18 protein-coding genes, 1 tRNA gene and 2 riboswitches are annotated in these 22,143 nt (G+C 63.5%); of the genes, 8 read left to right on the forward strand and 11 right to left on the reverse strand.

Annotation, left to right across the window (positions count from 1 at the left end):
• Positions 1–277 precede the first annotated feature (277 nt).
• The 3 genes from ACYPXD_RS29075 to ACYPXD_RS29085 form a co-directional block, all read right to left on the reverse strand.
• The gene (locus ACYPXD_RS29075) at positions 278–1,990 is read right to left on the reverse strand and encodes a thiamine pyrophosphate-binding protein (protein WP_459719863.1); all 1,713 of its coding nucleotides are present in this window, start codon (positions 1,988–1,990) and stop codon (positions 278–280) included.
• Positions 1,991–2,046: 56 nt separating this feature from the next.
• Positions 2,047–3,435 (reverse strand): L-serine ammonia-lyase, encoded by a 1,389-nt coding sequence (locus tag ACYPXD_RS29080; RefSeq protein WP_459719866.1) that lies wholly within the window; start codon positions 3,433–3,435, stop codon positions 2,047–2,049.
• Positions 3,436–3,602: 167 nt separating this feature from the next.
• The gene (locus tag ACYPXD_RS29085; RefSeq protein ID WP_459720903.1) at positions 3,603–4,658 is read right to left on the reverse strand and encodes an alginate lyase family protein; all 1,056 of its coding nucleotides are present in this window, start codon (positions 4,656–4,658) and stop codon (positions 3,603–3,605) included.
• Between the two features lie 353 nt (positions 4,659–5,011).
• On the opposite strand from ACYPXD_RS29085, the gene ACYPXD_RS29090 reads away from it, so the two are divergent.
• The 6 genes from ACYPXD_RS29090 to ACYPXD_RS29115 are packed head-to-tail and all read left to right on the forward strand — an operon-like array spanning position 5,012 to position 10,111.
• On the forward strand, positions 5,012–5,686 hold the full coding sequence (locus ACYPXD_RS29090) for an acetyltransferase (RefSeq protein WP_459719869.1): 675 nt from the start codon (positions 5,012–5,014) through the stop codon (positions 5,684–5,686).
• Complete coding sequence (locus ACYPXD_RS29095; protein ID WP_459719875.1) at positions 5,683–6,606, forward strand: glycoside hydrolase family protein; 924 nt, start codon at positions 5,683–5,685, stop codon at positions 6,604–6,606. The genes ACYPXD_RS29090 and ACYPXD_RS29095 overlap by 4 nt, the downstream gene beginning before the upstream one ends.
• Positions 6,606–7,580, forward strand: coding sequence for a GNAT family N-acetyltransferase (locus tag ACYPXD_RS29100; protein ID WP_459719879.1), 975 nt, complete (start codon positions 6,606–6,608; stop codon positions 7,578–7,580). The genes ACYPXD_RS29095 and ACYPXD_RS29100 overlap by 1 nt, the downstream gene beginning before the upstream one ends.
• The gene (locus ACYPXD_RS29105; RefSeq protein WP_459719882.1) at positions 7,567–7,992 is read left to right on the forward strand and encodes a sugar 3,4-ketoisomerase; all 426 of its coding nucleotides are present in this window, start codon (positions 7,567–7,569) and stop codon (positions 7,990–7,992) included. Before ACYPXD_RS29100 ends, ACYPXD_RS29105 begins: the two co-directional genes overlap by 14 nt.
• 28 nt (positions 7,993–8,020) lie before the next feature.
• Positions 8,021–9,115 (forward strand): DegT/DnrJ/EryC1/StrS family aminotransferase, encoded by a 1,095-nt coding sequence (locus ACYPXD_RS29110; protein ID WP_459719885.1) that lies wholly within the window; start codon positions 8,021–8,023, stop codon positions 9,113–9,115.
• Between the two features lie 45 nt (positions 9,116–9,160).
• Positions 9,161–10,111 carry a glycosyltransferase family 2 protein gene (locus ACYPXD_RS29115; RefSeq protein ID WP_459719888.1) on the forward strand — a complete coding sequence of 317 codons (951 nt, stop codon included), beginning with the start codon at positions 9,161–9,163 and terminating at the stop codon, positions 10,109–10,111.
• 128 nt (positions 10,112–10,239) lie between these two features.
• Here the strand turns inward: ACYPXD_RS29115 and gcvP are convergent, their stop codons facing one another.
• The 7 genes from gcvP to ACYPXD_RS29150 all read right to left on the reverse strand — a co-directional run bounded on the left by gcvP (position 10,240) and on the right by ACYPXD_RS29150 (position 18,080).
• Entirely contained in the window at positions 10,240–13,170 is a 2,931-nt protein-coding gene (gene gcvP, locus ACYPXD_RS29120; RefSeq protein WP_459719891.1) for an aminomethyl-transferring glycine dehydrogenase, read from the reverse strand.
• A gap of 70 nt (positions 13,171–13,240) precedes the next feature.
• Positions 13,241–13,621 carry a glycine cleavage system protein GcvH gene (gene gcvH / locus ACYPXD_RS29125; RefSeq protein ID WP_459719894.1) on the reverse strand — a complete coding sequence of 127 codons (381 nt, stop codon included), beginning with the start codon at positions 13,619–13,621 and terminating at the stop codon, positions 13,241–13,243.
• Positions 13,622–13,725: 104 nt separating this feature from the next.
• Positions 13,726–14,844 carry a glycine cleavage system aminomethyltransferase GcvT gene (gene gcvT, locus ACYPXD_RS29130; protein WP_459719897.1) on the reverse strand — a complete coding sequence of 373 codons (1,119 nt, stop codon included), beginning with the start codon at positions 14,842–14,844 and terminating at the stop codon, positions 13,726–13,728.
• Positions 14,845–14,926: 82 nt separating this feature from the next.
• Positions 14,927–15,068: riboswitch (glycine riboswitch) on the reverse strand.
• Positions 15,069–15,121: 53 nt separating this feature from the next.
• A riboswitch (glycine riboswitch) is annotated at positions 15,122–15,229 on the reverse strand.
• 155 nt (positions 15,230–15,384) lie between these two features.
• Positions 15,385–15,735: a hypothetical protein gene (locus tag ACYPXD_RS29135; RefSeq protein ID WP_459719901.1), complete on the reverse strand. Its 351-nt coding sequence runs from the start codon at positions 15,733–15,735 to the stop codon at positions 15,385–15,387.
• A 166-nt stretch (positions 15,736–15,901) separates the two neighbouring features.
• Positions 15,902–16,954 carry an oxidoreductase gene (locus ACYPXD_RS29140; RefSeq protein WP_459719904.1) on the reverse strand — a complete coding sequence of 351 codons (1,053 nt, stop codon included), beginning with the start codon at positions 16,952–16,954 and terminating at the stop codon, positions 15,902–15,904.
• Between the two features lie 81 nt (positions 16,955–17,035).
• A complete protein-coding gene (locus tag ACYPXD_RS29145) occupies positions 17,036–17,605 on the reverse strand; it encodes a hypothetical protein (RefSeq protein ID WP_459719907.1) in 570 nt (189 codons plus the stop codon).
• The gene (locus tag ACYPXD_RS29150; protein WP_459719910.1) at positions 17,595–18,080 is read right to left on the reverse strand and encodes a hypothetical protein; all 486 of its coding nucleotides are present in this window, start codon (positions 18,078–18,080) and stop codon (positions 17,595–17,597) included. The genes ACYPXD_RS29145 and ACYPXD_RS29150 overlap by 11 nt, the downstream gene beginning before the upstream one ends.
• Before the next feature lie 432 nt (positions 18,081–18,512).
• On the opposite strand from ACYPXD_RS29150, the gene ACYPXD_RS29155 reads away from it, so the two are divergent.
• Positions 18,513–20,606: a UvrD-helicase domain-containing protein gene (locus ACYPXD_RS29155; protein ID WP_459719913.1), complete on the forward strand. Its 2,094-nt coding sequence runs from the start codon at positions 18,513–18,515 to the stop codon at positions 20,604–20,606.
• 158 nt (positions 20,607–20,764) lie between these two features.
• Here the strand turns inward: ACYPXD_RS29155 and ACYPXD_RS29160 are convergent, their stop codons facing one another.
• Positions 20,765–21,676, reverse strand: coding sequence for a c-type cytochrome (locus tag ACYPXD_RS29160; RefSeq protein WP_459719916.1), 912 nt, complete (start codon positions 21,674–21,676; stop codon positions 20,765–20,767).
• A 361-nt stretch (positions 21,677–22,037) separates the two neighbouring features.
• Here ACYPXD_RS29160 and ACYPXD_RS29165 point away from each other — a divergent pair.
• Positions 22,038–22,113, forward strand: a tRNA-Arg gene (locus ACYPXD_RS29165).
• Positions 22,114–22,143 lie beyond the last annotated feature (30 nt).

Below are 22,143 nucleotides of genomic sequence, written 5' to 3' on the forward strand. Positions count from 1 at the left end.
GTCGTCGTTCGACCCTTGAACCATCGGAACTACCCTCCGTTCTGTTCAGCCTGCAAATGCGCACGAGCGGCAGACTAAATCTCGCGATTATCGGTGACGCCCGTAGAGCCGAATGGCCGAATAACACCTGAAAGTGGTCTCAGTTTGATGAAAGTTGAGGCCGGCCATGATTGGCACTTTATCGCGATGGAGTTTAACTCCGGTCCCTGAGTCCGCGCAGTTTCCCTTCCGGTTTGCCCCGCACCTTCCCGCGGTTCTCGCCGATTTCCCCGCCCGGTCACTCGCCGCGCCGCTTCCTGCCCTGCTCGCGGATCTGCTCGAGCGTCGCGCCTGGCGTACTCGCTTCCTTCGGCATCCGAATTTCGATCAATGCAGGCCGCTTCGCCGCAACGGCGCGCTCGAACGCAGGCATGAACGCTTCCGTGCGCGAAACCGTCTCGCCATGCGCGCCGAACGACTTTGCGAATGCGGCGAAATCGGGATTCGTCAAACCCGTGCCGTGCACGCGGTTCGGATAATGCCGCTCCTGATGCATGCGTATCGTGCCGTAATGGCCGTTGTTCACGACGATAAAAATCACCGGCAACTCATACTGCATCGCTGTCGCGAGTTCGTGGCTCGACATCATGAAGCAGCCGTCGCCCGCGAACGCCACCACCATTCGTTGCGGATACATCGACTTCGCCGCGACCGCCGCCGGCACGCCATAACCCATCGCGCCACTCGTCGGCGCCAGTTGCGAGCGGAAATGCCGATACGCAAAGTGACGGTGCAACCAGATTGCATAGTTGCCGGCGCCATTCGTGACGATCGCATCTTCGGGCAAGCGCGCACGCAGCTGCTGCACGATCTCGCCAAGCTGCACGTCGCCGGGCATCGCGCGCGGCTTGCGCCATTCGAGATACGCGCGGTGCGCTTCTTCGGCTGCGCCGCGCCATGCCGGCTGCGCGGCGGCGGGACGCAGCGCAGCGAGCGCGGACGCGATCTCCGGCATGCCCGATACGATCGGCAAGTCCGCCGCATACACGCGTCCCAATTCGTCCGCGCCCTGATGCACGTGCACGAGCGTCTGCTTCGTCTTCGGGATGTCGAGCAGCGTATAGCCGCCCGTCGTCGATTCGCCGAGCCGCGGCCCCACCACGATCAGCGCGTCGGCCTCGCGAATGCGTTGCGCGAGCGCGGGATTGATGCCGAGGCCGACATCGCCCGCGTAGTTCGCGTGCTCGTTGTCGAAGGTGTCCTGGAAGCGGAAGGCAAGGCCAATCGGCAGCTGCCAGTTTTCGATAAAGCGGCGCAAATCCGCGTACGCATCGGGTGTCCAGCCGCTGCCGCCCGCGATGACCATGGGCCGTTGCGCGCCGTCGAGCAGCGACTTCAGCCGCTCGAGCTGAGCGGGCGATGGCGCCGCCGCGACACGCTGATAGGCTGGCGCACCGGGCACGCTGGCACACGCATCGCTCAGTACGTCTTCGGGCAACGCGAGCACCACCGGTCCCGGCCGGCCTGACGTCGCCGTGTGGAACGCATGGCTCAGGTATTCGGGAATGCGCCGCGCGTCGTCGATCTGCGCGACCCATTTCGCCATCTGACCGAACATGCGGCGGTAGTCGATTTCCTGGAAAGCCTCACGGTCGAGATGCGCGCGCGCGCATTGGCCGATCAGCAGAATCATCGGCGTCGAATCCTGAAACGCGGTGTGCACGCCGATCGACGCGTGCGTCGCGCCCGGCCCACGCGTGACGATCGCGACGCCCGGCCGTCCCGTCAGCTTGCCGACCGCCTCGGCCATATTCGCGGCAGCGGCTTCATGCCGGCAGACGATCGTCTGGATACGTTCCGTCTCGTCGTGCAGCGAATCGAGCACGGCCAGAAAGCTCTCACCCGGCACGCAAAAGACACGTTCGACGCCATGCGTAAGCAGCGCATCGACGACGAGCCGCGCGCCGGTCGTCGTAGTGGAAGAATCGGCGGAAGGGTTCGACTGAGGCATTGCGATGAGTCTCCGAATGTTGTTGTCGGGAACGACGCCACCCTGCAGCCATCAGTTCAGCACTCGATGATGTTCACCGCAAGCCCGCCGCGCGACGTTTCCTTGTATTTCGTTTTCATATCGGCGCCGGTTTCGCGCATCGTCTTGATGACGGAGTCGAGCGACACGTAATGGCTGCCGTCGCCGCGCAGCGCCATGCGCGCCGCGTTGACCGCCTTCACCGAGGCCATCGCATTGCGTTCGATGCACGGAATCTGCACCATGCCGCCGACCGGATCGCAGGTCAGCCCGAGGTTGTGCTCCATGCCGATCTCGGCCGCGTTCTCGACCTGCGACGGCGTGCCGCCCATCACCGCGGCCAGCGCGCCCGCCGCCATCGAACATGCGACGCCCACCTCACCCTGGCACCCCACTTCCGCGCCCGAGATCGACGCATTGAGCTTGTACAGAATGCCGATCGCCGCGGCCGTCATCAGAAAATCGATGACGCCCTGCTGGTTCGCGCCGGGCATAAAGCGCGTGTAGTAATGCAGCACGGCCGGGATAATGCCGGCCGCGCCATTGGTCGGCGCCGTGACGACGCGGCCGCCCGCGGCATTTTCTTCGTTGACCGCGATCGCGTACAGATTGATCCAGTCGATCATCGACAGCGGATCCTGCAGCGCCCGCTCCGGGTTATTGGCAAGCGCGCGATAAAGCTGGGGCGCGCGGCGCTTCACCTGGAACGGGCCGGGCAGCGTGCCATCCGCATCGGGATTGCCGATGCCGCAGCCGCGCGCGACACACGATTGCATCACGTCCCAGATCTTCAGCAGGCCAGCGCGCGTTTCCTCGTCGGTATGCCATGCGCGCTCGTTTTCCCACATCAACTGCGCGATCGACTTGCCCGTCGATTGGCACATCTCGAGCAGATCGTTGCCGGTGCTGAATGGATGCGTGCGCTCGTCGACGGCGGCCAGCACCTTCGTATTGGGTGCGCCCGCCGTGACGACGAAGCCGCCGCCGACCGACAGATACGTCGACTCGCGCAGCGTACCGCCTTGCGCATCGAACGCGCGCAGCTTGAGCCCGTTCGGATGCTCGGGCAGCGCCTGACGATAAAACGAAATCTGATCTTTCGGCACGAACGGCACGTCGTGCTTGCCGAGCAGTGCGAGCGTGCGCGAGGTGCGGATCGCGTCGAGGCGTTCGCCGATGGTTTGCGGGTCGACGGTGTCGGGCGCATCGCCGAGCAAGCCGAGCATGACGCCGCGATCGGTGCCGTGGCCCTTGCCGGTCGCGCCCAGCGATCCGTACAGATCGACCTTCACCGATGCCGTGGATTCAAGCAGGCCGTCGCGCTCCAGCCCTTGAGCAAACATCAGCGCGGCACGCATCGGGCCGACGGTATGCGAACTGGACGGACCGATCCCGATTTTGAAGAGGTCGAATACGCTGACTGCCATGTCTGCTCCTGCGATGCGATGAGTGATGCCGTGGCGGTTGGCCTTGTGAGCGTCCCGCCGCAGTGGTCGCGGGTGGCGACCTGCAACTGCTTTAACTTCTTTTACACCTTCTGCCTCTTCAAGTACGAGGCATTTATCGCGCCATGAACGTGCGATTGCCGCGCCCGCTATTGCGCCCGCGCCGGCAACGGCAGACACACCGCGAGCCACGCGGGCGGCGTCGGCGCCAGTTTCAGCGCGATCGGCGTGTATTTGCCGTCGAGCCGCGCGGCGAGGTGAAACAGCTCCGCCGCGTCCTTCGGGTTCCACGGTCCCGTAAAGCCGGGCATCCCCGCATCGCGGCGTTTCGCATCGAACGGCACCTGCGAATGCACGAATTCGTCGTGTGTTTTCGCGCCTGTCGCGTACGGCGTGAGCCATGCCAGCGCCGCGGCCAGCGTCGCGCCGCTCGGCGCGCGCTGCGGCAACCAGTTGCGGTTGTGCCGGCGCGCGGCGAGCGCCGCGATCACGAGCGGCTGCAGGTCGTATGTCACGTAGTGCAGCGCATCGCGCTCGGCGAAGTCGACGGTCGAGCCATCCGGCGCGATGTTGTCGTTGATATGCTCGACAAAGAGACGCTGCGCCGCATCGATCATCTTGCGGTTATCGAGCGTAAAAGCCGCCATCGAAACCAGCTTCACGCGGTGGCTCTGCCAATTGTTACGAAAGGTGCCGGTGAGTGGCCGCGGCTGCGCATCGATCTGCGCGATATAGCCATTCCCCAGTTTCGTCAGGAACGCCATGGCCGCATTGCGCGTTTTGACAGGCAGCGCGCTCGCGGTCATGTCGTAGGCGAGAATCAGCCCGTCGAACGGCGATTCGTCGATCGGGTTGAAGCTCGGCTGGTAGGTTGTTACCCATGCGTAGAGCACGCGGTCGACGTACTTCAGATAGCGCTCGTCGCCCGTCGCGCGCCAGGCGAGCGCCGCGTCGCGCAGCAATTCGAGATCCTGCTCGGCCGCCTTGCTCTGGTCGTAGATGCCTTCGTGCGGCAGCGTGCCTTCGGTGTGCAATTTCGGCAGCGCGCGCGGCGAGTCGTTCAGATGGGCCTGCACATTCGCAACGAGCGCCTTGACGCCGGGATCGGCATTGGTCCGCTCACTGGTCTGCAACGCGGGCGCTGCACAGAAATTCATCGCGGCGCGAGCTTGCCGCGCCGGCAGCAGCACGGCGCTGCATACCATCAGGACGACGACGGCGGCGCCGACTGGCCTTGTCTGCGATGGCTCCGGCGCATGCCTCGTGATCGCTTTCCACTGCCGCATCATGCAAAACTCCTTTGGCCCTGTCCGGGGTGGAATGTTATCTGGTCTTGTACGGGAATGGCAGTCAAAGGCGCGTAAAAAACCGCGCTCGCGCGGGCCGCCGCAGCCTGTTCCCGACACGCTGCCGCGCGGGTTGCGGGGCCGTGCCCGCCGGCCGGCAGTCGTTGCCCGGGCGCTCAAGCGCCAAATTGACCCGTGTTCTGCCGGTTATTCCGCGGCTTGCCGGACGGCGATCTCGCGGATACTTTCAACAATGACCATTAGGACCCGCCATGGGAAAGAAGAAACTGGTGATTGTCGGCGATTCTGCCTTCGCGGAAATCGCGCGCGAATACTTCGACCACGATTCCGAGTACCAGGTGGTGGCGCATTCGGTCGAGCAGCCGTATCTGAAGCGGACCGAGCTGCATGGCTTGCCCGTGGTGCCGTTTGAAACGCTCGAGCAGCAGTTTTCGCCGGCGAATCATCATGTGTATGTGGCCACCGCTTACACGCAATTGAACCGGCTGCGCACGCGGCTCGCCAACACGGCACGTGAGAAGGGCTTCGCGCTGGCATCGTATGTCAGTTCGCGCGCGTTCGTGTGGCGCAACGTGTCGCTCGGCGAGCATGTGTTCATCTTCGAGGACAACACGGTTCAGCCGTTCGTGAAGATCGGCAACAACGTCGTGCTGTGGAGCGGCAATCACATCGGCCACCACAGCGTGGTGCGCGACAACGTGTTCATCTCGTCGCAAGTCGTCGTTGCGGGCTTCTGCGATGTCGGCGAAAACAGCTTTCTGGGCGTCAACGCGACGCTCGCCAACAATCTCACCCTGGCCAGAGACAACTGGCTCGGCCCCAACACGGTCATCATGAAGAACACCGAACCCGGTGCGTTGTTCAAGGCCGAGCATGCCGAGGCCGCCGCCGTCTCGGCCAACCGCATGTTCAGAGTACCCGCATGAAGTGGCTCAAACATGGCGTGGTGTGGAAGCCGTCCGGTTCCCAATGGTGGGCGCGCAGTCACGCAACCAGCCCGACGCCGATCTGGCTCGACGAGCACACCCTGCGCGTCTACGTGCAATGCCGCGACGAGCATAACGTGGGCCGCGTGGGCTATGTCGATCTCGATCCGCAGGACCCGCGCAAGGTGATCCGGTACAGCGAAGAGCCGGTGCTGGATGTCGGCGCACCGGGTGCGTTCGACGACAACGGCGTATTCCAGACCAGCGTGCTGCGCGCGTCGGACGGCCGGCTGCTGATGTATTACGTGGGCTTCGAGCTGTGTCACCACATTCGTTACCGGCTGCTGACCGGACTGGCGGTGAGCGAGGACAACGGCGCGACGTTTCAGCGCGTGCAGACGACGCCGGTACTGGAGCGGTCGCCGGGGGAGGAGCATTTCCGCTGCGGTCCGTGGGTAACGGAGGACGCGGGACGTTTTCGCATGTGGTACATCGCGGGCGGTTCGTGGGAGCAGATCGGCGATAAGAGCATGCCCGTGTACGACATTCGCTACGGCGAGTCGGAGGACGGCATTCACTGGCCGTCTCAGGGACGTCTCGTGTTGCCGGTAGACCTTGCCAAAGAACACGGTTTCGGACGGCCCGTGGTGCGCCAGGGACCGGATGGCTACCGTATGTTCTATTCAATCCGCAATCGCCATCCTACGCGTTATGTGATGGGCTACGCCGAGTCGCCCGACGGCCTGCAATGGCAGCGCCGTGACGATCAGATCGGACTCACCGTATCCGACGATGGCTGGGATGCAGAGTCCGTTGCATTTGGCATCGATATCCAGACCGCCGGCAAAACCTGGCTGCTCTATGACGGCAACGATTTCGGCGGCACGGGCTTCGGCATTGCCGAACAGGTCGAGCCGTAGTGCAAGCACGCTATTTCCATCCGGACGCGACGGAGCAATGGGACGCGTTTTGCGCGCGCTGCTACGGCGCGACCTTTCTGCATACGCGCCGCTTTCTGTCGTATCACGGCGACCGTTTTGCGGACCGCTCAGTCCTGATCGAAGACGACGACGGCGCGCTGCTTGGCCTGATGCCCGCCGCACAGCATCCGGGTCAGCGCGACGTGATCGTGTCGCATCCCGGCATCACGTATGGCGGCGTACTGCATCAAGGACGTCTGCGCGGACCGGCCATGCTGGACGCGCTGCAAAGCGCCGCAGTGTTATGGGATGCGAGCGGCTACGCGAGGCTGCAATACAAGGCCGTCCCGCACATTTACCACAGCGCGCCCGCGCAGGAAGACCTGTACGCGCTGTTTCGCCTCGGCGCGCGTCGTTATCGCTGCGATCTGTCGAGCTGTATCGACCTGCAGCATCGACTCGCGATCAGCGAGCGCCGCACGCGCGGTCAGAAGAAAGCGCGCCGTGCCGGTGTCGAAGTCGTGGCAGGCGGCGAGCATGCCGCGGCGCTGTGGCAGGTGCTCACCGGCAACCTGCAACGCAAGCACGACGCGCGCCCCGTCCACACGCTCGACGAAATCGCGCTGCTCTCCGGACGGTTTCCCGAGCATATCCGGCTTGTCGCGGCGCTGCTCGACGGCAAGGTTGAAGCAGGCATTGTGCTGTTCCTGTCCGGCACGGTGGCGCACGCACAGTACATTGCGTCCAGCGAAACAGGCTACGAGGTCAACGCGCTGGACCTCGTGTTCGAAGCGGCGATCGAACAAAGCCGGCTGGCCGGCAAACGCTTTTTCGATTTCGGCATCAGCACGGAAGACCAGGGACACACTCTTAACGAAGGGCTGATCCGTTTCAAGAACGAGTTCGGCGCCGGCGGCGTGGTCCATGAATTCTACGAATTGAATCTAAAGGGGAGTGGGGATGCCGCTGAATGATTGTCGAATCGTTGAGCTGCCCAAGATTACCGACCCGCGCGGCAATCTGACTTTCGTCGAAGGCGGCAATCACATTCCATTCGATATCCGTCGCGTGTACTACCTGTACGACGTTCCGGGCGGCTCGGATCGCGGCGCGCACGCGCACAGGAAACTGCACCAGTTCGTGGTGGCGATGTCGGGCAGCTTCGACATCGTGCTCGACGACGGCGACCGTCAGCGGCGCTTTCATCTGAACCGCTCGTACTACGGCCTCTATATCTGCCCGATGATGTGGCGCACGCTCGACAACTTCTCGTCGGGCGGCGTGTGCATGGTGCTGGCATCGGAAGTCTACGACCCGGCTGACTACATTCGCGATCACAACGAGTTTCTGTCGCTCGCGCGACGCAAAGAGATCGTGACGGCCTGATCGTCCAGCACACACCTGACGCCTTGCCATGACAATCGATTTTCTCAATCTCAAACGGGTCAATGCGCCGCATGATGCGGCGATTCGCGAAGCGATCGACCGGGTGCTCCAATCCGGCTGGTATGTGCTCGGCGACGAAACATCGGCCTTCGAGCGCGAGTTCGCCGCCTACTGCGGCGTCGCGCATTGCATTGGCGTCGCCAACGGCCTCGACGCGCTGCACCTGATCTTGCGCGCGTACGGGATCGGCGCCGGCGACGAAGTGATCGTGCCATCCAACACGTTTATCGCGACATGGCTCGCCGTGAGCCAGGCAGGCGCGCGCGTCGTGCCCGTGGAACCGGACGAGCGCACCTGCAACATCGATCCGACGCTGATCGAAGCCGCCATTACACCGCGCACGCGCGCCATCATGCCGGTGCATCTGTACGGCCAGCCGGCCGACATGGAGCCGATCAACGCAATTGCGCGCCGGCACGGACTGCGTGTGATCGAAGATGCCGCGCAGGCGCACGGTGCGCGCTATCGCGGCCGGCGCACCGGCGGCCTCGGCGACGCGGCGGGCTTCAGCTTTTACCCGGGCAAGAATCTCGGCGCGCTGGGCGACGGCGGCGCCATCACCACGAACGACGATGCACTCGCCGCGACGCTGCGCAAGCTGCGCAACTACGGATCGAGCGTGAAATACCGGCATGAAATGGCGGGCGTGAATTCGCGGCTCGACGAGATGCAGTCCGCTATCTTGCGCGTGAAGCTGCGTCATCTGGATGCCGAGAACGCACAACGTGCCGCAGTGGCTGCTGCCTATACGGAGGCGCTCGGGCACGCGCCGCTGGAATTGCCGCATGTACTGGAAGGCGCCGATCCCGTGTGGCATCTCTACGTCGTGAGAACAGGCGATCGCGCCGCGCTGCAGGCGCATCTGGGCGCAAAAGGAATTGGCACGCTGGTGCATTACCCGACGGCCTGTCATCGTCAGCAAGCCTATGCGAACGAAGCGTGGCCGGCGTTGCCGATTGCAGAGCATCTGCAGGATCGCGTGCTGAGCCTGCCGATGGCGCCGTATCTCGACGCATCCGACATCGAAGCCGTAACTACCAGCGTACTCGAGCATTTCGCCTGACCGCTTCGCTTTTTCCGCAACCGTTAGTGCGATCCAGAATCTTCCATGAAAATCACCACCGTTATTCCGGCGTTCAAGCCCAAGTATCTAAACGAGCTGCTGACCGCGCTGCATCATCAGACGGTCAAGCCGGCGCGGATCATCATCTCGGACGACAGCCCGAACGGCGCGTTCAAGGCTGCGCTGCGCAGCGAGCCGCTCAAATCCGCCACGCAGGCGATGAACATCGAGGTGATCGACGGCCCGCGTAAGGGTGCGTTCGCCAATATCCGTCATCTGCTGAAAGCGTGGAACGGTGCGACGCCGCTCGTCCATTTCCTGCTGGACGACGACGTGATCTACCCGGACTTCTACGAACGGCACACGACGATGCATGCGACGGGCCAGTTCGATTGCACGATCAGCAAGCGCTGGACGGCCATCGAGTCGGGGCAGCCGGTCGCGCAATTGCCGCGCCCCGATGCGGTTGCACAGCACCCGCATCGCATGTTGTCGCTCGAGTCGGATCTCGTATTCGCCACCACGATTCCTCAATGCAACAACTGGTTTGGCGAACTATCGAACGCCGTGTTCAGTGATGAGGTCGCAGGCTTGCTGGCAGAGCCGCGCATGGAAGGTATTTCGTTCGAAGGTCTCGGGGATATTGGCTTCTTCCTGTCCGCTAGCCTGAAAAAGCCACTCGGTTACCTGAACGAAGCGCTCGGTTATTTCCGCACCAGCCCGACGCAAACGACGCAGCAGACCGCCAGCCACGACTTCAAATGCGGGCTGCTGGCGTGGATTGCATTAGCCCTCGCCGCCAAGCGTCTGCATAAATTGCAGCCGCCGCAGGCGGCGCAATGCTTCGCCCAGATAGGGGCGGCGCTGCAGAATCGCTATCCCGGTGTCGCAGAGATGGCGCGGTTTTGCGAACTGGCTTCCGCAATGGCTCGCGGTGACGTGCGTGCCGAAGAGCGTTTTGTCGAGACGTGGCACGCTTTTCTTCCGGCGCGTTGATCCGGTCTGATCCGATCGAAACGCGCTGACTTCAACTGTAACGTCACCCGCTACCGCAACTCACCGCCGCCGGAACGGCACGCCAGATCAAGGCGCGTGCAGTCGCCGGCGAAAACAAGCCTTAACGCTTACTCGTAATCCGCCACCGGCACGCACGAGCAAAACAGATTGCGGTCGCCGTACGCGTTATCGGCGCGGCCGACCGGCGGCCAGTACTTGTTCGCGATCAGCGTCGGCAGCGGATAAGCAGCCGCCTCCCGCGAATACGCGTGCTTCCAGTCATCCGCCACCACCGCCGCCGCCGTGTGCGGCGCGTGCTTCAGCGGATTGTCCTCGCGATCGGCACGGCCCTCCTCGACGGCGCGGATTTCGTCGCGAATCGCGATCATCGCTTCGATAAAGCGGTCGAGCTCTTCCTTCGACTCCGACTCGGTCGGCTCGACCATCAGCGTGCCCGGCACCGGGAAGCTCATCGTCGGCGCGTGGAAGCCGTAGTCCATCAGACGCTTCGCGACGTCGTCGACCGAGATGCCGCTCGTGTCCTTGATCGGCCGCAGGTCGAGAATGCACTCGTGCGCGACAAGCCCGCCCGGACCCGCGTACAGCACCGGATAGTGCGGCGCGAGCTTGTTCGCGACGTAGTTCGCGTTCAGGATCGCCGTCTCGCTGGCGGCGGTGAGATTGGCCGCGCCCATCATCGCGATATACATCCACGAGATCGGCAAAATGGACGCCGAGCCGTACGGCGCCGCCGACACCGCGCCGATACCGTGCGCATCGCGTTCGTAACCCGTCGACGTCTGGTTCGGCAGGAACTGCGCGAGGTGCGCGCCAACCGCGACCGGCCCGACGCCAGGCCCGCCGCCGCCGTGCGGAATGCAGAACGTCTTGTGCAGGTTCAGGTGCGAGACATCGCCGCCGAACTGGCCCGGCGCGCTCAAACCGACCATCGCGTTCATATTCGCGCCGTCCACATACACCTGGCCGCCATGCGCATGCACGATCTCGCAGATCTCGCGCACGTTCTGCTCGAACACGCCATGCGTCGACGGATACGTGATCATGATCGCGGCGAGCTTTTCAGCGTGCTGCGCGGCCTTCTTCTTCAGGTCTTCGATATCGACGTTGCCCTGCGTATCGCACGCGACGACCACGACCTGCATGCCCGCCATCTGCGCCGACGCCGGGTTCGTGCCGTGCGCGGACGCCGGAATCAGGCAGACGTTGCGATGTCCTTCGCCGCGCGACGCGTGGTACGCGTGAATGATCAACAGGCCCGCGTACTCGCCTTGCGAGCCCGCATTCGGCTGCAGCGACACGGCCGCATAGCCGGTCGCGGCGACCAGCATCTGTTCGAGCTGATCGATCATTTCGCGGTAGCCGACCGTCTGCTCGGCCGGCGCGAACGGGTGGATCTGGCCGAACTCGGGCCACGTGACCGGCAGCATCTCCGACGTCGCATTGAGCTTCATCGTGCACGAGCCGAGCGGGATCATCGAGCGGTCGAGCGCGAGGTCCTTATCCGACAGGCTGCGCAGATAGCGCAGCATTTCCGTTTCCGAATGATGGCGGTTGAACACGTGATGCGTGAGATACGCGCTCGTGCGCTCGAGCGACGCCGGGAACGTATTCGAGGCGCCAAGCTGCGCGTCGAGTTCGTCGATGGTCGGCACGTTATCGGCGAAGGCCGCTTGCGCGAAGGCCGCGAGCAGATCGGCGAGGTCCGCGCGCGTCGTCGTTTCGTCGAGCGAGAGGCCGACGCGCGTGTCGCTGACGTGGCGCAGATTGATGCGCTTGCCCGTCGCCGCGTCGTGCAGCGCTTGCGTGCGCGCGCCGGTTTCGAAGGTCAGCGTATCGAAGAAAGTGGTGTTGACGAGCGTGTAGCCGAGGTGCTTGGCGCCGGCGGCCAGCAACGCAGCCATGCGGTTCACGCGCAGCGCGATCGTCTTCAGGCCGCGCGGGCCGTGATACACGGCGTACATGCTCGCCATGATCGCGAGCAGCGCCTGCGCCGTGCACACATTCGAGGTCGCCTTTTCGCGGCGGATATGCTGCTCGCGCGTTTGCAGCGCGAGACGCAGCGCCGGATTGCCCTGCGCATCGACGGTCACGCCCACGAGCCGTCCCGGCATCTGCCGCTTGAATTCGTCGCGCACCGCGAGATACGCGGCGTGCGGGCCGCCGAAGCCGACCGGCACGCCGAAGCGCTGCGAGTTGCCGACGGCGACGTCCGCGCCCCATTCAGCGGGCGGCGTCAACACGGTCAGCGCGAGCAGGTCGGCGGCGGCGATCACGTGGCCGCCGGCTGCATGCACGGCATCGGCGAGTGCGCGGTAGTCGCACACGTCGCCGTTCGCGCCCGGGTACTGCAACAGCACGCCGAATGCGTTCGCCTTCGCGGCATCCGCAGCCGGGCCCACCTTCACTTCGATGCCGACCGGCGTCGCGCGCGTCTTCACCACTTCGATGGTTTGCGGCAGGACGTCATCGGCGACGTAGAACAGGTTCGACTGCGACTTGCCGACGCGCTGCAGCAGCGTCATCGCTTCGGCGGCGGCTGTCGCTTCGTCGAGCAGCGACGCGTTCGAGATCGCGAGGCCCGTCAGGTCGACGATCATCTGCTGATAGTTGAGCAGTGCTTCGAGGCGGCCTTGCGAGATTTCCGGCTGATACGGCGTGTACGCGGTGTACCACGCCGGGTTTTCCATCACGTTGCGCAGAATCACGGCCGGCGTGTGCGCGTTGTAGTAGCCCTGCCCGATATACGAGCGGAACACCTGGTTCTTGTCCGCGAGCGCGCGCAACGCGGCAAGCGCTTCCGCTTCGCTCTTCGGCTCCGCGAACGGGCCGAGCGGCAGCGCGTCGGCACGCCGGATCGCCTTCGGAATCACCGCATCGATCAACGCGGCGCGCGAGGCGAAGCCGAGCGCGTCGAGCATCGCCTGCTGATCGGCGGCATCGGGGCCGATGTGCCGTTCGGCAAAGGCATCGTGCACTTCGAGCGCAGCGAGCGAGAGAGGGGTGCGGTTCATCAGACGGTCCGGGTGTTCGAGCTTCATTGAAAATTCCTGCTGGCGCGGCGTGTGCGGCGAGGGGTGGGCTTCGGCCCGCCGCGCCTGTTGTTGAAAGTTACTCGCCGATCGACTTGCCGTAAGCGGCAGCGTCCATCAGCCGGTCTTGCGCGGCGCCCGCGGTCGGCTTGACCTTGAAGAGCCAGTTTTCATACGGCGCGCTGTTCACCGAATCCGGCGTGTCGACCACGGCCTGGTTCATCGCGATGATCTCGCCCGAAACCGGCGCATAGATATCGGAAGCGGCCTTGACCGATTCGATGACGGCGACCGTGTCGCCGGCTGCGACCGTCTTGCCCAGTTGCTGCACTTCAAAGAAGACGATGTCGCCGAGCGCTTCCTGCGCGTGGTCGGTAATACCGACCGTCAGCGTGCCGTCCGCTTCGGTGCGGACCCATTCGTGCGATTCGGTGTATTTCAGATCGGCCGGGATGCTCATCGGAAACTCCTGTGCGGTTGATTGCGCCATTGATGCGGTTAGATGTGAACGGGGGAACGCACGCGACGGACTGGACTACGCGTCGTCGATGGCCGGACCGCCGTTCAACTGACGAGCACCTTGCCGTTGCGTACGAACGGCAGTTTTACCACGCTTGCGGGAAACGCTCTGTCGCGGATGTGCACATGCACGACATCGCCCGGCTGCACGCCTTTCGGCACGCGCGCGAAGGCGATCGACTCCTGCATGGTCGGCGAGAACGTGCCGCTCGTGATCTCGCCTGCGCCGTGCGGCGTGTCGACTTTCTGATGCGCGCGCAGCACGCCCGCGGCCTTGCCGTTTTCCTTCTGCAGGATCAGGCCGACGAAGGCTTGCTGCGCGCCTTTCGCCTCCAGCGGCGCGCGGCCGACGAAGTCGCGCGGCGCGCTCAGGTCGACCGTCCAGGCAAGGCCGGCGTCGAGCGGCGAGACGGCGTCGTCCATATCCTGGCCGTACAGGTTCATGCCGGCTTCGAGGCGCAGCGTATCGCGCGCACCGAGGCCGGCCGGGCGCACGCCCTGCGCCTGCAGCGCGTTCCACAGCGCTTCGACATGCGAAGCCGGCGCAATGATTTCGAAGCCGTCTTCGCCGGTGTAACCGGTGCGTGCCACGGTGAGGTCGCCGAACGGCGTGCCATTCACACGCGCCGCATTGAACGGCTTCAGCGCCTCGGTCGCGGCGCGCGCGGCCGGCACCGTTTGCCAGACTTTTTCGCGCGCCCGCGGGCCTTGCACGGCAACGATCGCGAGATCGCGGCGCGGCGCGATCGTCACGCCGAAGCCGCGGTCCGCATTGAGCTGGTTGAACCACGCGATGTCTTTTTCGGCGGTCGCCGCGTTGACGACAATACGAAAGTGGGTTTCGTCGAAGAAATAGACGATCAGATCGTCAATCACGCCGCCTTCGGGGTTCAGCAGGCAGGAGTACAGTGCGCGGCCAGCCGTTTGCAGCTTGCCGACATTGTTCGCGAGCGCGTAAGCGAGGAATTCACGGGTGCGCGGGCCGCTCAGATCGACGGCGCACATATGCGACACGTCGAACATGCCGGCGTCGGTGCGCACGGCCTTGTGCTCTTCGATCTGCGAGCCGTAGTTGACGGGCATGTCCCAGCCGCCAAAGTCGACCATGCGGGCATTGAGCGCGCGATGCGTGGCGTTGAGCGGGGTGCGTTTCAGTTCGGTCATCGGGGCGCGGCCTCAGGGTATTCGACAGATTCGGAGCCATGCTGCGCAACCTCGCGGCCCGATGGCCGACGAGTGGTGCCTGCATGCCCCCTCTGTCCTCGATACCTGAGAGATTGCGCCGACGTTGACGGCAACCTGACGTTGGTTGCCACGGTAAGCGCGCGCCCCTTCGGTGGGCAGCCTGCGTGCACTGCACGCTACTGCCGCTCTCCAGAGTGCGAAGAACCGGTGCCTGGTAGTGTCGGCTGAATAGGCCAACGATTGTCAGACGGATTCTTCGACGCGGTCGGTCCTTTTGCCTGAGAGTTTGCGGGTGTGCCCCTTCGGCGGCGCGGCTTGCATGGCGTGTTGCAATGCGGCCAGCGCGCTCTCCCGACGCGTGCGGCGAATGTACGCGACGGTTTTTCGCTTGTCAATTGAAGGTTGGGGTCGTGCGTTTGCACGCGGTCAGGCGCGCGGTATGCGAATGCCGCGCGCGGCGCATGCAGATTGTGCGCCGCAGCGTGGGCTCGCGCGCGCGGCCCCGTTGCCGATAGGAAATCAGCGGTTGATCGCGATCGCTGTCGAATCGAGTTCGTCGTTCAGCGTGCGTTGTTCGTCGCCGGAGATGCCGCCGTCGCGGCGCGCGGCCATTTCATGCGCCTGGTGGCGGATCGTGTCGAGACGCCGATGCATATCGGCGCCCACGGGCGGCGGGTAGTAGCCCTGATTCACGCGCGCATCGATATGGCGGCTCATATTGTTGATGCGTCCTTCGACCTGATCGAAGCGCTGCACGGCGACTTCGTGCGGGTTGGGGACAGGACGCTCGGCTTGCGGCGGCTGCACGACGCAAGCCGCCAGCGATGAAACCAGCACACAGCAGCCGAGTGCGCGAATGAGGCGTTGCATAAAGGGCTCTCCTTATTGGGTTGGTTGTTCTGTTCGATAAGGGGAAGCAACGGGCGATGGGCGGCCTGCGATGACGCGGACGTGTCACGTTTGTGTAACTGTTGGTTGCGGCTTTCGCGTTGGCAAGGAAACCGCAACCAAGACCGAAAACAGATTGTCAGCCTGGCTAACGCGCCCTGAACGGCAGGCGCACGCCTTCGTCATTACTGCGCTGGGCCAATTCGATCACCGTCATCACATCGACTGCATCCTGCGCGCTGACCGGGAACGGCACGCTGTCTTGAATCGATGCGGCCAATGCGCGATAGAAGTCGACGTAGGCGCCATCGCGAGTCGGCAGTGCGCGCTCGACTTCCTGATCGCCGCCTTCTTCGAGCACGCGCAGTGTGCCCGCTTCGTTGCCGCCGGCAAAGCCCGTGTCGCCGGGACGCAAGCCGGCTTTGAGCTGGTCTTCCTGTGTGTCGAGGCCGTACTTCACATAGCTGCCGCGCGTACCGTGGATCGTGAAGCGCGGCGCGATAATCGCCGTTAGCGCGCTCGCGTGCAGCAGCACTTCGTGCGATGGATAGCCGAGTAGCAGATGCACGTAGTCGGGCGCGGTCGCCTGATCGCGATGCGCTTTCACCGATGCATAGACCGTCTGTGGCGCGCCGAATAGCGCAAGCGCCTGATCGATCAAATGCGGGCCGAGATCGAACAGCAGACCACCGCCGCGCGTCGCGTCTTCGCGCCAGCGCGGACGGATACCCGGGCGGAAGCGGTCGAAGTGCGACTCGAAGACGGTGACGCGGCCAAGCTCGCCGCTTTCAAGCAGCGCGCGCACGGTCATGAAGTCGCCGTCCCAGCGGCGGTTGTGAAACGGGGCGAACACGCGCTTGCGGCTGGTTGCGAGGTCCGCGAGTGTGCGCGCTTCGGCGGCGGTCAAGGTGACCGGCTTGTCCACTACAACGTGCTTACCCGCTTCGAGCGCGCGCTTTGCGAGCGCGAAGTGCGTGTCGTTCGGCGTCGCGATCACGACGCATTCGATGTCGGCCAACGCAAGCAGTGCGTCGAGGTCCGGCACGATTGTGGCCTTCGGATAGTCCGCGCGTGCCTTGTCCGGCTGGCCCGTGGCGATTGCCGCGAGCTGCGCGCGGCCACTGTGTTCGATGACCGGCGCGTGAAATGTCGCGCCGGCAAAGCCATAACCCATCAGTCCAACTTTCAACGGCGAAGTCATGCTGCTTCCTGCTCCTGCAAAAACGGCGCGCGGCGGGGGCGGCGCACAACAGGTTGATTGTGGCACGAGCTTCTGCTGAGTTCAGACGTATTCCGCGGTGTCGATTGCGTCCATCACCATGGGCGGCGTGTGAGTCAGGCGGATTTGCTCGACCGTCATCCTTAAGACGTCGAACGCCCTTTCGGGTGTGAAGCGCCCCGGAGTTGCCTTATTTGGATTCTGATGAGCGATCCAATCGCGGTATTGCTTGATCTGCTTTACCTGTCCGATAAGATCGGCGTCCACTTCGCCTTTGAAGAGATTAAGAACCTCGTCGAATTTCCAGTACTCGACTTCGCTCCGAAATTTTTGCGCCAGCCTGGCGGAGTAACGATACGGATACCCGGTGGCCAGCAACTGGTTCGCCGTCTGCAGATGCTCGATGACGAATCGCTCGAATGTGGCGAACAGCGCCAGAATGGCCAGGTCAGCAACCTGCTCCTCTGCGCCCTCAAGCGCGGCATATGTTTCGTCGGTAGACACGCCGTGAAACTGGGTGCTGCAAATGAGTTCTTCATGCTGGATTTCAATGATGCGTTCGCCAAGGCCGAAGCAATCGCTTGCGACCAGAAAAGCCTTGTAGACGGGATCCAGTGGATTATCAAAGGTCATGGTTGAGAACATAGGTGAGCAGATCGACAAACAGACTTTCATCCACAAGCTTGGGCCTAAGAATATTGCCCTCCATCCAGTACCAGCCGTCCCGTTCGACGTCGGAAAGCCAGCGCGGTGAAGATGCGCCGGCCCTCCCCTCGGTGCCGCTCTGCGCGGAAGATACTGGGCCTTTCCCAATGCGGTAAAGCAGCGGTTGCCTTTTGACCCGGCCGGAGAGGTCCACCCTGCCGTGCGCGCCCAGGATGTTCAACCCGCGAGGCACAATTTTCGCCTTCGACATTCCGTCCTTCGATATATAAAGACTCGGCGCTTCATATTCAGGTATTCCCTCTTCCCTAAGCTTCACCACGCCGTCTTGGATAGTGAGGTCACGGGCTGCACACCATCCACTGACTTCGACGAGAAGACTCCTAACGCATTGCACATATGCTTCCGACGTAAGGATGATTCGCTCAGTTTTCAGCTCGCTCATAGCTTGCCCTCTACATTGTCCTGGTCCACGCACAGCGTTATGACGATCACCATGCGACTTATCTGCCGCTCATGCCGCTGCAATAGGAATGCATTAATTCGCCATCCTTTGCATTCACATCGAGGCGTCAGCCTATCACCGAACTCATCGCAAAATTACCTGATTCAGCACGCCGATTAACCACTCGAGACAAGCCTGATCAAGCAGCAAACGCGCTGATTGATACAACGATCCCCACCCCAATACGTCGCAAAATTTCCCCGCCGCGGTCGCCACGCCGGGACACGCATCCGTGTTAACATCGCGGCTCCCATGCGAGCGGCAACCTAGGCAAAAACGCATCACGCGCCACCCGTGCCACTCGCGGCAGCACGTTCCCGGGCCGGCCGCAGCGGCCACAGCCCTCGCCTTAGCCGAATCCACCCACTGACGATGTCCGCAGGCCTTAACTCCGCGCAAAGCGAAGCGGTGCGCTATCTCGACGGTCCCTGTCTCGTGCTCGCGGGCGCGGGCAGCGGCAAGACGCGCGTGATCACGCAGAAAATCGCGCACCTGATCGAAGCGAAGGGCTTCGAGCCGCGCCATATCGCCGCCGTCACCTTCACGAACAAGGCCGCCGCGGAAATGCGCGAGCGCGTCGGCAAGCTGCTCGAAGGCAAGACGCTCACCACGCCCGGCAAGGAAGGCCGCAAGGTGCCGGTCAATCAGTTGACCGTCTGCACGTTCCACTCGCTTGGCGTGCAGATCCTGCGCCAGGAGGCGGAGCACGTCGGCCTCAAGCCGCAGTTCTCGATCATGGATGCGGACGACTGCTTCGCGATGATCCAGGAACAGGTCGGCTCGACCGACAAGGGCTTCATTCGCAAGATCCAGTCGATCATTTCGCTGTGGAAGAACGGGCTGATCATGCCCGAGCAGGCGATGGCAATCGCCGCGAACGAAGACGAGCATCAGGCCGCGATCGTCTACCGCAACTACGTCGCGACGCTGCACGCGTATCAGGCGGTCGACTTCGACGATCTGATCCGCCTGCCGGCCGAACTGTTCGCGCAGAACGAACCGGTGCGCGACCGCTGGCAGAACAAGCTGCGTTACTTGCTGATCGACGAGTACCAGGACACGAACGCGTGCCAGTACGAATTGCTGAAGCAACTCGCCGGCCCGCGCGCCGCGTTCACCGCAGTGGGCGACGACGATCAGGCGATCTACGGCTGGCGCGGCGCGACGCTCGAAAATCTCGCGCAGCTCGGCAAGGATTTCCCGAAGCTGCATGTGATCAAGCTCGAGCAGAACTACCGTTCGACGGTGCGCATTCTGACGGCCGCGAACAACGTGATCGCGAACAACCCGAAGCTGTTCGAAAAGAAGCTGTGGTCCGAGCACGGCATGGGCGATTCGATCACGGTCACGCCGTGCAACGACGAGGAGCACGAGGCCGAATCGGTCGTGTTCCGGCTGTCCGCGCACAAGTTCGAGCGGCGCACGCAGTTTCGCGACTACGCGATTCTGTATCGCGGCAATTTTCAGGCGCGCATTTTCGAGCAGGTGCTGCGGCGCGAGCGGATTCCGTATGTGCTGTCGGGCGGGCAATCGTTTTTCGATCGCGCCGAGATCAAGGATATTTGCGCGTACTTGCGGCTGATCGCGAACGCCGACGACGATCCCGCCTTTATCCGCGCGATCACCACGCCGCGGCGCGGGGTCGGCAATACCACGCTCGAGGCGCTTGGCTCGTTCGCGGGGCAGGCGAAGGTGTCGCTGTTCGAGGCGGTGTATATGGGCGGCATCGAAGCGCGGCTGTCGGCGCGGCAAGTCGAGCCGCTGCGCATGTTCTGCGATTTCATCCAGCGGCTCACCGAGCGCGCGGATAAAGACCCGGCCACCACGGTACTCGACGACATGATGGAGGCGATTCACTACGAGGCGTATCTGTACGATGCGTTCGACGAGCGGCAGGCGCAGTCGAAATGGCAGAACGTGCTCGAGTTTCTCGAGTGGTTAAAGCGCAAGGGCACGAAGCCCGAGCCTGACGTGACCGAAGACGGCGAGGCCACGGGCTTCGACAACGCCGACGGTCTCGCGGACACCGGCAAGAACCTGCTCGGCCTGATTCAGACGGTCGCGCTGATGTCGATGCTCGAAGGCAAGGACGAAGACCCGGACGCGGTGCGGCTCTCTACCGTGCATGCGTCGAAGGGACTCGAGTATCCGCACGTGTTTCTCGTCGGTGTCGAGGAAGGGATCATGCCGCACCGCGGCGGCAGCGACGACGATACGCCCGTCGACGATTCGCGCATCGAGGAAGAACGCCGGCTGATGTACGTCGCGATTACGCGCGCGCAACGCAGTTTGCATCTGAACTGGTGCAAGAAGCGCAAGCGCGCGCGGGAGACGGTGGTGTGCGAGGCGTCGCGGTTTATTCCGGAGATGGGACTCGACGATGCGCCGCCACCCACCGAAGACGAAGCGCCGATGACGCCGAAGGACAGGTTGGCGAGTTTGAAGGCGTTGTTGCAGAAGGGCTGAAGGGGCGGAAGCGCGCGGTCGCTCGCGACGTGGCTGTCTTGCTCGCTCAATGAAAAATCCCTGCGAGGCTTTGATTGGCCTTCGCAGGGATTTTTTGTTTTGAGCTCGCAGCCTACCTATCTATGCGGCTCGCTTATGGGGCTCGCTGCCTGTGATGCTTATTTGGCCGCGCTGACCATGTAGTCCACGGCCGCTTTCACATCGGCGTCGGACGCATTCGAACCACCCTTTGGCGGCATGGCGCCTTTGCCATGCAACGCGTAGTTGTAGACGGTCTCCATCGGTTCTTTCAGGCGCTCCGCCCAAGCGGCTTTATCGCCGAACTTCGGTGCGTTGAGCACGCCGGCCGCGTGACATGCCTGGCAAACTTGCTGATACAGCGCCTTGCCGGCCTGCGACGCATCCGCGCTTTGCTGCGCGCCGCCTGCGGCGGGCGCGGCGGCTTGCGGCACGCTCGCGAGTGCGGCGACGGCTGCTGCGGCCTGCGCGGCGCCCTGGTCCGCAGCGGCGGCGGCGGGTGCGCCGGAGGCTGCTGCACCCGCTGCGGCTGCGGCCGGCGCACCGGGCGCGGGCTTCGGCGGGTCTTCGAAGTGAGCGCCGGCATTGTTGGCCATGTAGGCGACGGCGAGGCCGATTTCGTAGTCGCTGTAGTCGTCGGGGCTCGTGCCGCCGCGCGGCGGCATGGCGCCCTTGCCAGTTAGCGCGGTGTGCCAGAGCGTATCGAAGCCTTGCGAGATACGCGGCGCCCAGTCGGCGGTATTGGTGAATTTCGGGGCGCCGGCGGCGCCGGACGCGTGACAGGCCGAGCACACGGCCTTGTAGACCTCTTCGCCGGTCTTGTAGGTGCGGGGCGCGTTCGCGTCGCGGATCTCGACTTGGGCGATGGGGGCGATGCGCTTGGCCACTTCCGCGTCGGACAGGCCGTCGGTACCGGCGCCGGTGCGGGTCGAACTGTCGACGTAATGAGCGAGCAGAACGATGACGATAATCGGGATGGCAAAGCTGGCGACGATTGCGGCAATCAGCTGCCCGGGGGTTTTGATCGGGGCTCCGTGTGGTGCTTCGCTCATGCTTGTCTCGTCTCCCGTGAGTATTGTGAGCGGTACAGCGCGACGGCAACGACTTTTATTGTTGATCAGGCCACGGTCGATTATAAGCGGAAGGTTTCGGTGGGGGCGAGCGTGGGGCGGGGGTGTTCAGCAGGCGTTTACCCGCAGATTCGGTTTGGTTTTGGTTCTTTTGTTGCGGGATTTGGGGTGGGTTTGGGGGGAATTTGATGCTGATGGAATAGGCTCCGCGCAGCCGCCGCGGTGGACGGGTCATGCGAAACAAGGTATGCTTTCGGACTTGCCTGGCGCTGGTTTTGGTTGGTTTTTTCGTTTCTCTCCGTCTCAGGTTTCAGCGCCTGCGCAGATTCTCCCCTCCCGATACGCGCCCGTAGCTCAATGGATAGAGTACTGCCCTCCGAAGGCAGGGGTTGCTGGTTCGATCCCAGCCGGGCGCGCCAAGAATATCATGAAAATCAAGGGGTTGGTAT

This window comes from Paraburkholderia sp. 2C (assembly GCF_054589215.1).

Excerpts from the sequence above, each read along its gene's own strand:
- ACYPXD_RS29075 (WP_459719863.1), bottom strand. The coding sequence starts at position 1,990 with ATGCCTCAGTCGAACCCTTCCGCCGATTCTTCCACTACGACGACCGGC.
- ACYPXD_RS29080 (WP_459719866.1), bottom strand. The coding sequence starts at position 3,435 with ATGGCAGTCAGCGTATTCGACCTCTTCAAAATCGGGATCGGTCCGTCC.
- ACYPXD_RS29085 (WP_459720903.1), bottom strand. The coding sequence starts at position 4,658 with ATGGTATGCAGCGCCGTGCTGCTGCCGGCGCGGCAAGCTCGCGCCGCG.
- ACYPXD_RS29090 (WP_459719869.1), top strand. The coding sequence starts at position 5,012 with ATGGGAAAGAAGAAACTGGTGATTGTCGGCGATTCTGCCTTCGCGGAA.
- ACYPXD_RS29095 (WP_459719875.1), top strand. The coding sequence starts at position 5,683 with ATGAAGTGGCTCAAACATGGCGTGGTGTGGAAGCCGTCCGGTTCCCAA.
- ACYPXD_RS29105 (WP_459719882.1), top strand. The coding sequence starts at position 7,567 with ATGCCGCTGAATGATTGTCGAATCGTTGAGCTGCCCAAGATTACCGAC.
- ACYPXD_RS29110 (WP_459719885.1), top strand. The coding sequence starts at position 8,021 with ATGACAATCGATTTTCTCAATCTCAAACGGGTCAATGCGCCGCATGAT.
- ACYPXD_RS29115 (WP_459719888.1), top strand. The coding sequence starts at position 9,161 with ATGAAAATCACCACCGTTATTCCGGCGTTCAAGCCCAAGTATCTAAAC.
- gcvP (WP_459719891.1), bottom strand. The coding sequence starts at position 13,170 with ATGAAGCTCGAACACCCGGACCGTCTGATGAACCGCACCCCTCTCTCG.
- gcvH (WP_459719894.1), bottom strand. The coding sequence starts at position 13,621 with ATGAGCATCCCGGCCGATCTGAAATACACCGAATCGCACGAATGGGTC.
- gcvT (WP_459719897.1), bottom strand. The coding sequence starts at position 14,844 with ATGACCGAACTGAAACGCACCCCGCTCAACGCCACGCATCGCGCGCTC.
- ACYPXD_RS29135 (WP_459719901.1), bottom strand. The coding sequence starts at position 15,735 with ATGCAACGCCTCATTCGCGCACTCGGCTGCTGTGTGCTGGTTTCATCG.
- ACYPXD_RS29140 (WP_459719904.1), bottom strand. The coding sequence starts at position 16,954 with ATGACTTCGCCGTTGAAAGTTGGACTGATGGGTTATGGCTTTGCCGGC.
- ACYPXD_RS29145 (WP_459719907.1), bottom strand. The coding sequence starts at position 17,605 with ATGACCTTTGATAATCCACTGGATCCCGTCTACAAGGCTTTTCTGGTC.
- ACYPXD_RS29150 (WP_459719910.1), bottom strand. The coding sequence starts at position 18,080 with ATGAGCGAGCTGAAAACTGAGCGAATCATCCTTACGTCGGAAGCATAT.
- ACYPXD_RS29155 (WP_459719913.1), top strand. The coding sequence starts at position 18,513 with ATGTCCGCAGGCCTTAACTCCGCGCAAAGCGAAGCGGTGCGCTATCTC.
- ACYPXD_RS29160 (WP_459719916.1), bottom strand. The coding sequence starts at position 21,676 with ATGAGCGAAGCACCACACGGAGCCCCGATCAAAACCCCCGGGCAGCTG.